We start from the raw sequence: 15870 nt of genomic DNA, 5'->3' as shown, positions 1-15870 counted from the left end.
AGATCACCCATGACAAGGCCACCCGCAACAGCATCCGAAGCACCGCCCGCACAGGCCGCGGTCGAGGACATCCTGGACTTCCTGGCCCGCGCGCTCGGCACCGAGGTCGGCCCTCACGACGACTACTTCGCCACCGGCCTCGCCAACTCGCTCTTCGCCCTCGAACTCGTCACCTTCGTGGAACACCGCTTCCAGCTGACGGTGGAGGTCGAGGACCTCGCCATCGACAACTTCCGTACGGCCGCGAACATCCTCGCCTTCGTCCAGGCCCGAGGGGGTGCGCTGACGTCATGACGCAGGCCTCCGGACGCGCGGGCCCGCCAGCCGCCGCGGAACTCGCCGCCGCCCTCAAAAGCGAGGCCGCCGAGTGGGACCGCCTGTGCACCCTCCCCGAGCGGGTACGCAAAGCCGTCGCCCAGGCCGGACTCTTCGGGGTCGCTTTGCCCGAGCGCTACGGCGGCTCGGGCGCGGGACCGACCGAGCTGGGCGAGGTCTGCGCCGAGCTCGGTGGGGTGTGCAGCGCGCTGCGCGGACTGCTCACCGTGCAGGAGATGGTCGCTGCCGCGCTGCTGCGCTGGGGCACCGCGACCCAGCGCGAACAGTGGCTGCCGCCGCTGGCCTGCGGGGACCGGTTCGCCGGCTTCGCCGCGACGGAGGCGGCGGCCGGCACCGACCTGGCCGGCGTGCAGACGGAGATCGCCGAGACCGGCGACGACCTGGTGGTCACCGGCCGCAAGATGTGGATCACCTTCGGCGGGACGGCCGATGTCTTTCTCGTCCTGGGCCGGCTGGCGGGGCGGCTGTCGGCGGTACTGGTCGAGGGGGACCGCACGGGCGTACGCCGGGAACCCGTAGAGGGCCAGCTGGGCATGCGGGCGGCCGAGATCGCCCATCTCGGCTTCGACTCGGTGCGGGTACCGCGGGATCACCTGATCGGCCCGCCCGGCACGGGGCTCACCCACATCATGGGCACGGCCCTCGATCACGGGCGCTACACCGTGGCATGGGGCTGCGTCGGCATGGCCGAGGCCTGCCTCCACGCCGCGGCCGGCCACGCGGTGCAGCGCCTCCAGCGGGATGTGCCGCTGGCCGACCATCAGCTCGTACGCGCCGAACTCGCCCGCGCCACGGTGCAGGCCACGGCCGCCCGCGAACTCTGCGCCCGAGCGGGCCGACTGCGGCAGGAGGGAGACCCGTCGGCCATGGCGGAGACCGTCCTCGCCAAGTATGCGGCGGCCGGCGCCGCCACCTTCGTGGCCGGGGCGGCCGTGCAGGTGCTGGGCGCCACGGGAATCGCGCCGGACAGCACGGCGGGCCGCTTCTACCGGGACGCCAAGGTGATGGAGCTCATCGAGGGCTCGCAGTCCGTCTCCGAACTCCACATCGGCGAGCGGCTGCTGCGCGGCTACGGGTACCGGCCGGCGCCCGCCGACGCAAGCGCCCAGTGATCCGAGAAGGGACCGCCATGAAGACCGAAACAACCGCCCAGGCCCCCGCGGCCACCGTTAAGTGCCTGGTCTGGGACCTCGACGACACCGTATGGAACGGCACCGTCCTCGAAGGCGACGCCCCCCGGCCCTTTCCTCAGGTCCTCGACACGCTGAACACCCTCGACAAGCGCGGCATCCTGCACGCCGCTGCCAGCCGCGGCGACCACGACACCGCCACCGCGCATCTCCGGGCACTCGGCATCGAGGAGCTGTTCACGGTCCTGGAGATAGGCTGGGGCGCCAAGTCCGATGCCGTGCGCCGCGTCGCCGAGGCCCTCAACATCGGCATCGACACCGTGGCATTCATCGACAACGACCCCGTGGAACGCGCCGAGGTTGCGGCCGCCCACCCCGCGGTACGCGTCCTCGCCGCCGAGCAGGCGGCCGACCTGCCCACCCTGCCCCCTTTCCAGCCCCCGTTCGTCACCGACGAGAGCCGCAGCCGCCGCCACCTCTACCGCAGCGAACTGCGCCGCAAGCACGCCCAGGACACCTACACCGGACTCGCGAAGGACTTCCTGGCCACCCTCGGCCTGGTCCTGACCGTGCGCCGGGCGACGGAGACGGATCTCGAGCGGGCCCACGAACTCACCGTCCGCACCCACCAGCTCAACACCACGGGCCGCACCTACGACATCGCCGAACTGCGCGAGCTGAGCGCCTCCCGATCACACCAGGTGCTGGTGGCCAGCCTGGAGGACCGATTCGGCTCGTACGGCACCATCGGCCTCGCGCTGAGCGAACTCACCGGCACCGACAGCGTGCTGAAGCTGCTGCTGCTGTCCTGCAGGGTCATGTCGCGCGGCATCGGACCCGCTCTGATCGGCCACATCGTCCGCGACGCGCTGGCCGCCGGGCGGCGGCCGCTGGCGGAGTTCGTGCCCACCGAGGTGAACCGGGTGATGCTGGTCAACCTGCGATTCATCGGCTTCGACATCGTCGAGCGCAATGGTTCCCGGATCCTGCTCGGTTACGGCCCCGAGCAACCGCCCCCTGTCCAGGACAGTACGGTACGCGTCGTCACCACGGCCTGACCGCCGACCGAGGAGAACCCGTGTCCCACGCCACCCCTTCCCTCATCCCCCGCCGTACGGTCGGCGTCATCGGCGCAGGCACCATGGGTGTCGGCGTCGCCCATCGGCTGGCGGCTGCCGGCCACGACGTGACCGTGGTGGACCCCGTACCTGAGGCTCTGGCCACCGCTGTCGACCGACTGCGCGCCGGGCTGCGCATGGCCACCTTGATGCGCCGCCCACCGGCCGACGGAGCTGTACGCACGGCGGAGCGGGTGCGGTTCTGCGCCGACCTGGCCCAGCTGCGCGGCGCATCCTTCGTCGTCGAATGCGCCCGCGAGAGCATCCCTGTGAAACAGGAGGTCTTCCGCTCCCTCAACACCCTGCTCACCCCCACCACCACGCTCGCCACCTGTACGTCCGCGATCCCGGTCGGCCTGCTCGCCGAGCAAGTCGACGATCCCGGCCGCGTCCTGGGCATGCACTTCATGAACCCCGCCTACGCCAAGGACACCATCGAGATGATCCGCGGCAAGCACACCGGCGAGCAGACCCTCGACGACGCACACGCCCTCCTCGCGAGCATGGGTATGCAGGGCATCGTGGTGAACGACGCACCCGGGTTCGTCTCCAACCGGCTGTCGCACGCCACCTTCAACGACGCGGCCGCCGTGGTCCAGGCCGGCACCGCGGACGCGGCCACCGTGGACCGCCTGTTCCAGGAGTGCTTCGGGCACGCCATGGGTCCGCTGCGCACCGCCGACCTCATCGGCCTGGACACCGTCGTGGACACCCTGCACGTCCTGCACGAACTCACCGGCGACGCCCGCTTCACCCCGTGCACCTTGCTCACCGACCTGGTGGCGGCAGGCAGGCTCGGCCGCAAGAGCGGGCAGGGTTTCCACCGCTATACGCCCGCCACCATGGCGAGTTGAGCTCACCGACGGGCTGGCGTGCTCTTTGAGCGTTTGGCGCTGCTTCACTGCAGTATGTAGCAGTTCTACGTGACCGGTGCTCCGAGAGGTCGTTTTCACCTGGTTTGCGCCGCCTCATGCTCCTCACAACTCGACGCAGGTCTCACGCGTGTCAATCTCGGGTAGGCCTGTGCTGCATGAACGGGACACCGACGCGCGTCTTGGAATGAGACAGGCTTCGCAGGATGAGACGGGCAAGTCGGGCTTCCCTGGCGATTCACGAAGCCCTTTCGCACTCATCGCCCAGCTAGGCATGTCCTGTCACAGGTGCATATTGGAGTCAAACAGACTTCGCCGATGAAAACGAGCCCTGAGTGAGCGTTTCATCGCAGGAAACGTCTTTGATCCCGACACGCCTGGCAATCAAGCTGGGGCAGCGGAAAGCTTGAGGTCTCCCCGTGGCCCGAGAGACAGATGAAGGAGAGCGTCAGCCAAATTTGCCTGGACTTCTCCTGTCTGACCCCAGGAAGCCCGGCGCCGGCCGACACGCTCACCGCCTACCGGAGCCTTCGCATCACCAGAGCGACGAAAGAAGGCTCCCGTGACTAAGGAGGCGCTTCGAACTGGGAGGAAACGCCCAGTGAGGCCGAATAGGGCAACCGGGCTGGTCGGTCTGTGATATGGCATAGGAACACTGCTTCGTTCCAGCATCTCCGTCTCATCCCAACACGCCCCCGGCCCGGGCCCCTCTACCCCCGGCCAGGCCAAGCGTCGCGCGGTAGGTCGGAAACATGCCCCCATCCGAGCGGTATTCCAGCGACCTGTCCGACGAACGCTGGCAGCTGATCGAGCCGGTGCTCACCGCCTGGCGGACCCGGCGTCGCCGGGACGCCCTGGACATCGGCCGCCCACCCGAACACGACCTCTGCGCCGTCATGAACGCGATCCTGTACATGGACCGCACCGGCATCCCCTGGCGCTATCTGCCACGCGACTTCCCGCCCTGGGCCACGATGTAAGGCTACTTCGCCAAGTGGCAGACCGACGGTGTGTTCGAGCAGCTCACCGGCCTGCTGCGGCGCCTGGTCCGCGAGACCGAGGGCCGAAGCAGCGAGCCCTCGGCCTGCGTGCCGGACTCCCAGACCATCAAGACCTCCGCCAACGTGCATCTCACCGGACCAGGGCACCGACGCCGGGAAACGGATCACCCGGAGCAAGCGCCACCTGGGCTGCGACACCCTCGGCCTGCTACTGACCGTCATGGTCACCGCGGCCAGCGTCTCAAACACCGCGGCCGGTGTGCCCCTGCTGTCCCGCATCGCCACCCCGCGCCCCCACGTGCGCAAGGCCTGGGTCGACGCCAGCTACCGCACCACCACCCTCAATCACGGCTCCCGCCTCGCATCGACGTCCACCCCGTCCAACGCTCACCCGCACCGCGGGTGCACGATCATCCTGCGGCGGTGGACCATCGAACGCAGTATCGGCTGGCCCATGCATTACTTCAGGCTCGCCCGTAACTACGAGACCCGCCCGCACCGCTCCGAAGCCGTGATGCACCTAGCGATGATCGACCTCATGGCCCGCCGCCTTACCGGCGAAACCACCCCCAGCGGGCGAGGAACCTGACCCGGGACCAAGCACCAATCACCGAACCAAAAGCTCAGTTACGGACGGCGGTCGGCCCGAGGGCTCTCCACAGGGCCGTGGGGCGACAACCGATGCAGAGGGCTCCCAGATCCGACCTGGGACAACGTTCGCACCCCTGCGCCTCGCCCGCGCGGTCGAGCCATGAAATCCCGCGCGGCCGGGCCCGGACCATCCTGGCTCTGACCAGCGCCGCCGCACGACGTGGCCTGGATCCACACCTCAGATCGCTCGTCAGCCGCAGGATCGGAGCGGCCGACACAAGCGGCATCGCGGACCACTGACATGGCATTCCGCCACATCATTGAAGCTGCACAAACTCCATAGGCGACTACTCTCCACCATGTTCGCGACCGCGTGCGGACTCCACCTCGATTACGTCCAGCACGTCCCGGGCGAGGTCAACCAGATACATGTGATCGCCCGGGAGTTCTGCATAACTGAAGGCACCCGTGGTCGCCTTCTGCCACTGCTGCGCCTCTGCCGCGGTGACCAGGCCGTCGTGGTCGCCCCGCAGTGAGCATATCGGCACCGACACCGGCTCGTCGGTGCTCGGCACGTAGTTCTCATGCATCTCGCAGTCGGCTTGGAGCACCGGGAGGATCAGCTCGCGCATCTCCGGGTGGTCGAGAGCCTCGTGCCGGAATCCCGCGAACTCCTCGACACGGGCGAGGAACTCCTCGTCCGGGAGCCCCGCCGCTCGTCTTTCGCGCTGCGTCCACGGCCCCGGCGACCCGCTGACGACCAGTCGTTCGACGGGCACACCCCGCGCGCTCAGCAGGTGCGTCAGCTCGTACGCGAGCACCGCGCCCAGGCTGTGCCCGAACAGCACGACCGGCGCCCCGTCATCGAGGGTCGCGGCGATGGCGTCGACCTCCTTGGCGGCCGCCTCGACGACATTCCGGTACGGCGTCTCCAGCATCCGCCGTTCCCTGCCGGGCAGTTCGAAGGCGACCACTCGCCACCGGTCGGCGGCATGCGCCCGCCACGGGTGGAAGAAGGAAGCGCCTGCTCCCGCGAACGGCACGCACAGCAGCGTGCTCCGCTCACCGCCTTCCGCGGACATGTCGGGTGCGTTCACCCCGACCAACCCCAATCATCCATGCGATGGTTCGTCGAATTCGTACTGGGAGACCGGTGTCCGGTCATGCCGTCATCTTGCGGTTGATGACCTCCATGACCTCGGCCGCGGGGCTGGGCATGTGCATTTCGTGATGCACGGCGCGCACGTCGTGTATCTCGATGGAGCCGAGGACGTACGGCCGCCACAGGTGCGCGTACGAGTTCTCCTCAAGAGTCGCGTTGAAGAACACCACATCACCGCGGTAAACCGGTGGTTGGAAGCGCGACATGATGGCCACGTTGTTGGCCAGGATCTTCGTCATACTGTCCACGAGCTGCTGCCGGTTCTCGGTGCCGAAGTACTGGCCGAAGGTCTTCTTGATCTCCTCACGGTAGTCCGCCAGCGTCCTTTCGGCGTGGAGCTTCTCGAAGTACTCCCCGCCCGGCTGGGAGTCCAGGATGGCCACGAAGGCGATCTCCCGCCCACGGCGGTCCAGCGCCTCGGCGACGGCGTGCACGACCGTGCCTCCGTAGGACCAGCCGACCAGTTGGAAGGGCCCCTCCGGCTGGACCTTCACCATCTCGTCGACGTAGTCCTCGACCATCTCCTCCACCGACCCCGTCAGCTTGTCCACGCCGTTCCAGCCGCGGGACTGCAGGGCGTAGGCCGGCCGGTCCTGCACGTGCAGTGCGAAGCTGAAGAACGCCCAGCCCAGGCCGCCGCCCCCGTGGAGAAACCACAGCGGGAGCTTGCCCGTACCGGGATCGCTGTTCAGCGGCAGCACGACGGCGAACGGGTCGTCGACCTCCCCGGGGGTGCCGACGATCAGCAGCGCAGCCAGCTCGGCCACCGTGGGGTACTTTATGATCGCCCTGAGCGGCACATCGAGGTCGAATTCGCCGCGGATGCGGGCGCTGAGCCGGGTGGCCAGGAGCGAGTGGCCGCCGAGTTCGAAGAAGTCGTCGTCGACACCGACGCTCTCGATGCCGAGCAGCTCGCAGAACAGGGCACACAGCTTCTCTTCGTGGGCGTTGCGCGGCCCTCGGCTGTTCGCGGTATTCGGGTCCTCGGACGGCAGTGCTTCGCGGTCGAGCTCGCCGTCCGGGGTGAGCGGGATCTCCCCGAGCGGAATCACCGCAGAGGGGACCATGGCGGCGGTGAGGCGCCCTCGCAGGTACTCGGGCAGCTCGGCGAGCAGCGTTCGCACACCGGCATCGGTCGTCGCGGCACCGGACGCGGGCACCACATAGCCCACGAGGCGCTTGACGCCCTCCTGGTTCTCACGCGGCACGACCGCCGCCCGCGCCACGCCCGGGTGCCTGGTCAGCTCCCGTTCGATCTCGGCAAGCTCGATGCGGAAGCCCTGGAACCACACCTGGCGATCGGTGCGCTCGATGTACTCCAGCTGCCCGTTGCCGCCCCAGCGCACCAGGTCCCCGGTGCGGTACATCCGCGCGCCGGCAGGACCGAACGGGCACGCCACGAACCGCTCCGCGGTGAGCTCCGACTGACTCGCATACCCATGGGCCAGCCCCGCCCCGGCGACGTACAGCTCGCCCGGCACCCCGCGGGGGACAGGGCGCAGCCGGCCATCGAGGACGTACACCTGGGTGTTACCGACCGGCAGTCCGAGCGGTACGCCCGCCCCCACGACGATGCGTGCCCCGGTGCCCCATGTCGCCGTCTCGGCGGGGCCGTACACGTGGAATACCTCGGCGGCCTGCTTCGCCAGGATCCCGGCAAGGCGTTCCGGCAAGGCCTCGCCGCCGATAAGGATCCGCAGGCCGTTCGCGGCGTGCGGTTCGTGCATCAGCAGCGTCTGCCAGAAGGAGGGCGTGCCGTGCACCACGGTGACCGAGTGGCGCTGCATCAGCTCCGCCAGGGCCGATGTGTCGGCGATGGTCTTCTTGCCCGCCACTACCAGGGTCGCGCCGCAGACGAGTGGCAGGTACAGCTCGGTGTTCGCCGCGTCGAGCGCCACGGTCGTGCTGAACAGCATCCGCTCCCCCGGCACGAGCGGGAACCGGCGCTCCGCCGTGGCCAAGGAGTTCGCCACTGCACCGCGCGGGACCACCACCCCCTGCGGCTCCCCCGTCGGCCCCGATACATAGATCACGTACTGGGTGTTCTCGGGCCGGACCGACACCTCCGGCGCCGTGTCCGGGTACCCCGAGCAGTCCGCGTCGGCCAGCGCATCGGCGTCAAGGACGAGCACCGGGTCCGCGTGCTCAAGGACGCGGTCGACCCGGGACCGCGGGTCGTCCGGATCGATCGGAACGGCGGCCCCTCCGGCTTTCAGCACCGCGAGCAGCGCCACCACCAGGCCCGCCGTCCGAGGCAGGCACACGGCGACCCGCGCCTGAGCCCGCACGCCTCGGTCGACCAGCCAGTGCGCCAGCCTGCTCGACCGCGCGTCCAGCTCCCGGTAGGTGAGCGACTCCTCCTCGCCGATGACGGCGAGCGCCTCCGGTGCCGCTCGCACCCGCTCGCGCACCGCTGCGACGAGACCGCCGTCCAGGGTCGGCTCGACGGTGTCGTTCCGCTCTACCACGAGGTGCTGCCGCTCCCCCGCGGTGAGCACGTCGACACCTGCGACGCGCACGCCCGGATCAGCGACCACCTGCTCCAGAACCCGCACGAACCGGGTGGCGAGGGCCTCGACCGTTTCCCGGTCGAACAGCTCGACCGGGTACGAGAGGTCGCCGCGCAGCGCCCCGGAGTCCTCCACGACCAGGTTGAAGAACAGGTCGACCTTGGCGGCCGACTTGGCGCCCTGCTCGATCTCAAGGGTGAGCCCGGGAAGTTCGAGCTGCGACCTCTCATAGTTCTGCAGGCCGAGCATCACCTGGAACAGCGGGTTGTACGCCGCGGAGCGTACGGGATTGATCGCTTCGACCAGCATGTCGAATGGGACGTCCTGGTGCTCGTAGGCCGCCAGCGCCTTGTTCCGTACCTGTGCCAGCAGATCGGTGAACGACGGGTCGCCGGAGAGGTCCACGCGCAGCACCTGGGTGTTGACGAAGAACCCGACCAGATCGGCCAGCGCCTCGTCGGTCCGTCCGGCGATCGAGCTGCCGATCGTCACGTCCTCACCACCGCCGATCCTGCACAGCAGCACCGAGAGCGCGGCGTGCAGGACCATCGACATGGTCGCCCCGTGCTCGTCGGCCAGCTTCTGCAGCTCGGTCCCCACTTCCGGCCCCACCACGAGGTCGACCACGGCGCCGCGGCCACTCGCTTCCGCGGGTCGCGGGCGGTCCAGCGGCAGGTTCAGCGGCTGCGGCACCCCGGCCAGCTCACGGCGCCAGTACTCGATCTGCTGCGCGGCGAGGCTGCCCGAGTCCGTGGCGTCGCCGAGCAGCTCGCGGTGCCACACCGCGTAGTCCTTGTACTGCACCGGAAGCGGCTCCCATTGCGGGGCCCGGCCGTCCCGGCGGGCGGCGTACGCCGCGGCCAGGTCCCGTATGAGCGGCGCGAACGAGGAACCATCCGCGGCGATGTGGTGCACGACCAAGACCAGGATGTGCTCTTCGGCTGAGCACCGGAACAAGCGCACCCGCATAGGGATCTCGGCCGCCAGGTCGAACCGCTGTGTCATAGCCTCGTCGACCGCACCGGACACATCCTCGGGCGCCACCTCAACCGCCGGCACCTCAAGCGATACCTCCGCTGTCGGAAGGATCCGCTGGTGGAGCTCGCCGTCGTCATTCATCACGTAGATGGTGCGCAAGACCTCGTGTCGGTCGACCACATCTCGGATCGCTGCGGCGAGGGCGACCTGGTCCAGGGAACCGGTCAGCCTGAAGGCCGCCGGCATGTTCCAGTTCTCCGACTCGCCCTCCATCCGGTGCAGAACCCACATACGGCGTTGCGCGTAGGACAGGGGAATCATTGCCTCTTACTCCTCTACGAGCATCCTGCGCGGGCCGGGGCGACGGGGAGGCGGGCTCCTCCGCGCACGACCGCTGCCGGCAGGTCGAAGATCTTGCGGGTGGGTATCACGGGCGGTCAGAGGTGCACCGGTAGGCGGCGCCGCTGTACTCCCGCTCGAGCCTCGCCCTTGTCGACGGGCGGATCGCGCGTTGCAGCCACTATGGAATAGCAGTCGAGCTTCTTGTCACCGCTGCTTGAGGCTAGCGGCTGAGTCCGATTGCTCGATCAAACTGGCACGGGCCGCCCTGTGATGTTCATTGCGCGACCACTTCAGCTGTTTGGCTCACGTAGCCAGTAGCCCTCATCCGACGATAAGCGGGACACCTTCGCCTGGTGGGCGAAGCCGCCCCGATAAATATCGTTGGCTGGTGCCCACCGGCCCCTCCTGGTAGCTGCTCGCAGTGCGCGCAGGACGCGCCCCACCACCTTCGTCAACAGGGATGGGTGGGGTAACCAACCGACCGTTCAGCTCGCCGCCATGGCCTCCCGCAGGCTCCGCGGGCGCAAGTCGGTCCAATTCTGCTCGACGTACTCCAGGCACTCGCCCCTGGCCGCATCACCGAAGACCACCCGCCACCCCGAGGGCACGTCGGCGAACACCGGCCACAGGGAGTGCTGCTCCTCATCGTTGACCACGACGTAGAAGCGGCCGTCCTCGTCATCAAAAGGGTTCGTGCTCACTACAACCGTCCTTAACCGTCACTAGGAGTAACTTGGGGTGGAGTCGGTCATCGCCAGGGCCGGACAGGTGCGAAGATCGTCGTCCCGTCGACAGGACACGTTGCATCCGCAGTCACCTGGAAATGCTGACCCACCGTAGAACCCGGTCGACAGCGCGGCAAGGTTGGTACCGCTGTTGGACCCGGTAGTCCGCATGAACCTGTGATCCACTCACGTTCCGTGCCACCATGACCAAGCAAAGCCCGTGAATGGGCTTGCCCGGACTCGGGTCCAGCTCATCACCTCCCACTTGCGCGCCCGAGAGCGCGCGGTGCGATGCGGGTCTGCGCGTTGGGCTCGCCAGCACCTGGTTTCCCCAGTGGGGAGAGATGTAGAAAGAGCTCCGCCCGTCGAGTTCCCTCGCGCAGCGGTGCTGTGCTTGCGCCGCTAAGGCAAGTGAAGTAGCTGAGTGACCACACACCATCGCAATAGCCAGTATTCCGCGCAGCCCGACGTCCCCCATCCGTCTGCCTCGGGCGGCACCTGCGAGCCGCCCGAATGTTCCCGCCTGGAGGAAATGCAGTGACCAAGCCGACGACTTCGGAGCGCGGCGGGGTGCCGTTGCTGTGTCTTCCGTTCGCCGGAGGTGGAGCGAATTTCTTCCGCCCGTGGAACGGGATGGGGCTGAGCGGGGTGGTGGCCATGCCGCTGCAGTTGCCCGGCCGGGAACGCCAGTTGGACGAAGAGCCGTACCGTGACTTGCACGCCGCTGCGGATGGGTTGCTCCCAGCCGCGTTGGAGGCGGCGGGCACGGGCCCCGTCGCGCTGTTCGGGCACTGCTTCCTCGGTGCGGCACTCGCCTACGAACTCACCCGGCGCATCAGCGAGAACGCACGCAATGAGGTGGTGCACCTTTTCGTCAGCGCGGCGCGCCCGCCGTCCGCCGGCCCGGTCAGCGACGTGTCCAAGATGTCCGACGACGAATTCCTCGAACATGTCGAGAAGACCACTGGGCGCAAGTACCCTGCCTTCGACGTACCGGAGATACGCGAACTCCACCTACCGGCACTGCGCGCGGATTTCGCGATGGATGAAGGATACCGGCCGCGCGGCGGAGCCCCGCTCGATGTCCCGATCACAGCGGTTCATGCCACGGGCGACTCGTTCGTCACCCGTGATGAAGTGGCCAAGTGGCGGGAAGTGACTACTGCGCGCTTCTCCCTAGTCGGCCTGTCCGGAGGGCACATGTATCTGTCGGATGACGCCCTGCCGTTGCTCGAACTGATCTCAAAGACCATCGCTGCCGACCGCGTCGAGTTCGGAGGGCTGCCCCATGGGACTGCATGACAAGTCGGTCATCGTCACGGGCGCAGCCAGGGGAATCGGCCGGGCCTGCGCGGTGCGGGCCGCCGAGGAGGGCGCGGACGTCGTTCTCATGGACATCGCCGGTGACCTCCCGGAGATCCCCTACGCCCTGGGCACTGCGGACCAGTTGGAGCAGACCGCACGGCTGTGCCGCAAGAACGGCGCGTCTGTGCTGGTCGCCACGGCGGACGTGCGCTCGCGGTCCGCCGTGGCATCGGCCGTCACGGCCGCGGTGGACCGGTTCGGGCGGATCGACGCCCTGGTCAACAACGCGGGCGTGGGCGCCCCTTCAGGGAAGGCCGCGCACGACTTCACCGAGGAGGAGTGGCAGGCAGTACTGGACGTCAACCTCTCCGGGCCGCTGAACCTGATCGCGGCGGTCGCGCCGATCATGATCGCCCAGAGGTCGGGCAGCATCATCAACGTCGCGTCGACGGCCGGCCTCGTCGGCTACCGTCACTTCGCCGGATACGTCGCTTCCAAACACGGTCTCGTCGGCCTGACCAAGGCCGCCGCGCTGGACTACGCGCCGATGAACATCCGGGTCAACGCGCTGTGCCCGGGCCCGGTACGGGACGACCCGGCCGTGGACGGCCAGATGACCGCGGTCGTCGCCGATGCGCTCGGCATCAGCTACGAGGAGCAGGAAGCCGTCTACCTGGAGTCGGTGGCGACCGATTCGCTGGTCGACCCGGCCGACGTCGCCGGTGCTGCGGTCTGGCTTGCGGGCGACGACTCCCGCAAGGTCACCGGAACGGTGATCCCCGTGGACGCTGGCTTCTCCGCCCGCTGACCCTTCTCCCCGGCCCATCAAAAGGAGTGAGTGTGTCCGTCACCAGCGAAGCGGCCTCGCGGGTCCCCGCAGCCGACCACCCAAGCGGCTGGCTCGCCGCCCACGCCGAGTTCGACGCTCACCCGGCGCGTGCCTGCCACAGCCTCATCAGGCGGCTGCCCGCAGGGACCGACGCGGTGATGATGCGCGCGAACCTGAAGGCCCTGACGAAGCGGCACCCGGTGCTGCGCGGCCTGCGGCTGTTCGACGAGGTGCTGGACGTCGACGCTCAGGACATGACTGCCCACAGGCGCCGCACCCGGGAGGCTGACCGCGCCGTCAACGGCTCCCCGCTTATCGCACGCGCCGTCGTACTCGGCTACGCCGACGGCGCGGCCGACCTGGTCCTGGTGGCCCACCGCCGTGCCGTGGACCGACGCGCACTGGAGCAACTGGCCACGGCGCTGACCGATCCGGCGCATCCGGTGGCACTGTCCGAACCGGCGGCCGACACGAGGCTCCAGGGTGGTGCGCCCGGTCTGCCGTGGGGCCTCGGCGATCCGGTCAGGGCGGGACAGAATGGCAGCGTGGCGCTGACCGCCACGGCGGTCGCGGGCGCTGCGGCACCTGCGGTGCTTGTGGCGGCCGCCGCGGTCGCGCTGGCCCGCTACGGTCAGACGGAGCGCGCCGAGTTCACGTTGCTCACCGCGGGCCCGTCGGCCGCGGAGACGCTACGGTCGATCGCACTTCCGGCCGGGGGCGCTACGCTCGTTACCGACCTGCTCGACGCCTCAGCACACCCCGACGCCACGGAGAGCGAGCCGCCGTCCGGCATGCCCGCGGTCGGGGTCGTGCTGGCGGAGAGCCGCGCAGGGGACGTCTACCGGCCCGTCCTCGCACCGCTCTTCCCGGTGACGCTGGCGTGCCAGCACGATGCGGACGGCACCCTGAGAGGCGCTCTGTACTACGACGAGGGCGCGCTGGCCCCGGAGATCGCCGGGCAATTTGCCAGGCACATCGACCGCCTCGTGGAGGCGCTGGCCCAGGCTCCGGCCGAAGCCCGGGTCGGTGACATCGAGCTGGTGGACTCCGATGAGGCCGCCGCCATCGTCGCCGCCGGGCGCACCCCGGCCAGGGGCGACGCGGTGGTCGCACCCATCCACGAGCTTTTCCGCAAGGTGGTCGCCGCCCAGCCCGACGCCCCCGCACTGTCCGACCCGGACCGCACTCTCACCTACGGCGAGCTGGACACCCGTTCCGACGCGGTTGCTGCCGCGCTGCACGGCCACGGGGTGGCGCCCGGAGACCGGGTCGGGGTGTGCCTCGACCGTGACGCCGGCCTGGTGGTCACGCTGCTCGGCGTGCTCAAGGCAGGCGCCACCTATGTGCCGATGGACATCGCCTACCCGGCGGAACGGCTGATCCACACAGTGACCGACGCGGGCGCCCGGCTGGTGCTCTCCTCCACGGCGGACTTCCCCGCGGTGGACGGGGTGACGGTGATGCACCCCAGCGAGCTGTCCCCCGCCGACGGCGCACCGACTGCGGACCTGAGCGTCAGCGCGGACGACATCGCCTACGTGATCTACACGTCCGGCTCCACCGGGCGGCCCAAGGGTGTCGCCGTGCCTCACCGCAACGTCGGCGCGCTGCTCGCGGCAACCGCGGCCGACTTCGGGCTCTCACCGGCGGATACCTGGGCGCTGTTCCACTCCAGCGCGTTCGACTTCTCGGTGTGGGAGATCTGGGGCGCGCTGCTGACCGGCGGGCACCTGGTCGTGGTGCCGTACTTCGTTTCCCGCGTCCCCGAGGACTTCCACGACCTGCTGGTACGGCACCGGGTCACCGTCCTGAACCAGACCCCGTCCGCGTTCGCCACGCTGAAGGAGGTCGACGCGGAGCGCTCCGGCGACCTCGCGGTGCGTCTGGTGATCTTCGGAGGTGAGCCCCTGGACGTGCGGATGTTGCAGGACTGGTTCCGCAGGCATCCGCACACCCGGTGCCGGGTGGTCAACATGTTCGGCATCACCGAGACCACCGTGCACGTCACCCGTCAGACGGTCACGCCGCTGGACGTCGGCGCCAAGTCTCGCTCGGTCGGCCGGGCGTTGCCGGGCTGGTCGGTGTCCGTGCGCGACAACGAGGGCCGCGTCCAGCCGTTCGGGGTGCCCGGCGAGATCTACGTCGGTGGCGCTGGCGTGGCCAGCCACTACCTGAACCAGGAGGAACTGACCGCCGCCCGGTTCGTGTCCGACCCGGTCACAGGAGAGCGGGTCTACCGCAGCGGTGACCTGGGCAGGCTGCGCCCGGACGGGCGCCTGGACCACCTCGGCCGGATCGACGGCCAGGTCAAGGTGCGCGGCTTCCGCATCGAGCTCGACGAGATCCGCTCGGTCCTGCTGGAAGATCAGAATGTCACCGCCGCCGCCGTTGTCCTCAACGACCACGACGGCGACGCGGCCGACGTCCGCCTGGAGGCCTACCTGGTGCCGAGGCACGACGCCGTGTCCGTGGAGGAGATCCGGCAGCGGGCGGCGCGCTACCTTCCGGACTACATGGTGCCGGCCACGTTCACGCTGCTCGCCGAGCTGCCGCTGACGGTCAACGGCAAGGTGGACGTAAGCAGGCTCAAGCCGGGCGCCCCGCCGGCCGGTCCCGAAGCCGGACAGGCGGCGGACGACCCGGTGCTGCGGGTGTGGCGCGAGGTCCTCGGCAAGGACATCGGTCCCCACGACGACTTCTTCGTCTCCGGCGGCAACTCGCTGCTCGCGGTGCGCCTGGCCGGCGCGCTGCGCAGGGCTGGGCTGCCCGCGGTGACCCTGCGGGAGCTGTACCTGTACCCGACGGCGGCCGAGGTGAGCGCGCTCCTCACCGACAGCGCGGCCAGCGCAGAGCCGGACGAGCACTCCGGTCTATGACCCAGTGGCCGACCGCCCACAGGTGGTCGGCCGCGTGCCCGGACCCGCGCGGCCTCCCGAGACCCGGGAGTGCCGCGCGGAGTCGTCATTTTTTC

The 15870-nt window shown here is 69.2% G+C and carries 10 protein-coding genes and 1 pseudogene; 8 read left to right on the top strand and 3 right to left on the bottom strand.

Annotation, left to right across the window (positions count from 1 at the left end):
- Positions 1 to 9: 9 nt before the first annotated feature.
- The 5 genes and pseudogenes from QK440_RS31880 to QK440_RS31860 all read left to right on the top strand — a co-directional run bounded on the left by QK440_RS31880 (position 10) and on the right by QK440_RS31860 (position 5046).
- Positions 10 to 294: an acyl carrier protein gene (locus QK440_RS31880; RefSeq protein ID WP_282796720.1), complete on the top strand. Its 285-nt coding sequence runs from the start codon at positions 10 to 12 to the stop codon at positions 292 to 294.
- On the top strand, positions 291 to 1448 hold the full coding sequence (locus QK440_RS31875) for an acyl-CoA dehydrogenase family protein (protein ID WP_282796719.1): 1158 nt from the start codon (positions 291 to 293) through the stop codon (positions 1446 to 1448). The genes QK440_RS31880 and QK440_RS31875 overlap by 4 nt, the downstream gene beginning before the upstream one ends.
- A 17-nt stretch (positions 1449 to 1465) precedes the next feature.
- Entirely contained in the window at positions 1466 to 2524 is a 1059-nt protein-coding gene (locus tag QK440_RS31870) for an HAD-IIIC family phosphatase (RefSeq protein ID WP_282796718.1), read from the top strand.
- A 20-nt stretch (positions 2525 to 2544) separates the two neighbouring features.
- Positions 2545 to 3438 carry a 3-hydroxyacyl-CoA dehydrogenase family protein gene (locus QK440_RS31865; RefSeq protein WP_282796717.1) on the top strand — a complete coding sequence of 298 codons (894 nt, stop codon included), beginning with the start codon at positions 2545 to 2547 and terminating at the stop codon, positions 3436 to 3438.
- A 770-nt stretch (positions 3439 to 4208) separates the two neighbouring features.
- Positions 4209 to 5046: pseudogene (locus QK440_RS31860) on the top strand (IS5 family transposase).
- A gap of 349 nt (positions 5047 to 5395) precedes the next feature.
- Here the strand turns inward: QK440_RS31860 and QK440_RS31855 are convergent.
- The 3 genes from QK440_RS31855 to QK440_RS31845 all read right to left on the bottom strand — a co-directional run bounded on the left by QK440_RS31855 (position 5396) and on the right by QK440_RS31845 (position 10741).
- Entirely contained in the window at positions 5396 to 6130 is a 735-nt protein-coding gene (locus QK440_RS31855) for an alpha/beta fold hydrolase (RefSeq protein ID WP_282796716.1), read from the bottom strand.
- Between the two features lie 79 nt (positions 6131 to 6209).
- A complete protein-coding gene (locus tag QK440_RS31850) occupies positions 6210 to 10019 on the bottom strand; it encodes an amino acid adenylation domain-containing protein (protein WP_282796715.1) in 3810 nt (1269 codons plus the stop codon).
- A 506-nt stretch (positions 10020 to 10525) separates the two neighbouring features.
- Positions 10526 to 10741, bottom strand: a complete 216-nt coding sequence (locus QK440_RS31845) for an MbtH family protein (protein ID WP_282796714.1) — start codon at positions 10739 to 10741, stop codon at positions 10526 to 10528.
- Positions 10742 to 11302: 561 nt separating this feature from the next.
- On the opposite strand from QK440_RS31845, the gene QK440_RS31840 reads away from it, so the two are divergent.
- Genes QK440_RS31840 through QK440_RS31830 form a run of 3 tightly spaced genes read left to right on the top strand, consistent with a single transcriptional unit; the run spans position 11303 to position 15775 of the window.
- Positions 11303 to 12067: a thioesterase domain-containing protein gene (locus QK440_RS31840; protein ID WP_282796713.1), complete on the top strand. Its 765-nt coding sequence runs from the start codon at positions 11303 to 11305 to the stop codon at positions 12065 to 12067.
- A complete protein-coding gene (locus QK440_RS31835; protein ID WP_282796712.1) occupies positions 12054 to 12878 on the top strand; it encodes an SDR family NAD(P)-dependent oxidoreductase in 825 nt (274 codons plus the stop codon). Before QK440_RS31840 ends, QK440_RS31835 begins: the two co-directional genes overlap by 14 nt.
- Positions 12879 to 12910: 32 nt before the next feature.
- Positions 12911 to 15775 (top strand): amino acid adenylation domain-containing protein, encoded by a 2865-nt coding sequence (locus QK440_RS31830; protein ID WP_282796711.1) that lies wholly within the window; start codon positions 12911 to 12913, stop codon positions 15773 to 15775.
- Positions 15776 to 15870 lie beyond the last annotated feature (95 nt).

This window comes from Streptomyces sp. CC224B, from assembly GCF_030010595.1.
In the GTDB taxonomy this organism is placed as follows: domain Bacteria; phylum Actinomycetota; class Actinomycetes; order Streptomycetales; family Streptomycetaceae; genus Streptomyces; species Streptomyces longispororuber.
The sequence above is the reverse complement of the archived record's forward strand: the minus strand, read 5'-3'. Positions and strand labels throughout refer to the sequence as shown.

Bases quoted from the DNA above. Each gene is read 5' to 3' on its own strand.
- QK440_RS31880 (WP_282796720.1), top strand. From the start codon at position 10: ATGACAAGGCCACCCGCAACAGCATCCGAAGCACCGCCCGCACAGGCC.
- QK440_RS31875 (WP_282796719.1), top strand. From the start codon at position 291: ATGACGCAGGCCTCCGGACGCGCGGGCCCGCCAGCCGCCGCGGAACTC.
- QK440_RS31870 (WP_282796718.1), top strand. From the start codon at position 1,466: ATGAAGACCGAAACAACCGCCCAGGCCCCCGCGGCCACCGTTAAGTGC.
- QK440_RS31850 (WP_282796715.1), bottom strand. From the start codon at position 10,019: ATGATTCCCCTGTCCTACGCGCAACGCCGTATGTGGGTTCTGCACCGG.
- QK440_RS31835 (WP_282796712.1), top strand. From the start codon at position 12,054: ATGGGACTGCATGACAAGTCGGTCATCGTCACGGGCGCAGCCAGGGGA.
- QK440_RS31855 (WP_282796716.1), bottom strand. From the start codon at position 6,130: ATGTCCGCGGAAGGCGGTGAGCGGAGCACGCTGCTGTGCGTGCCGTTC.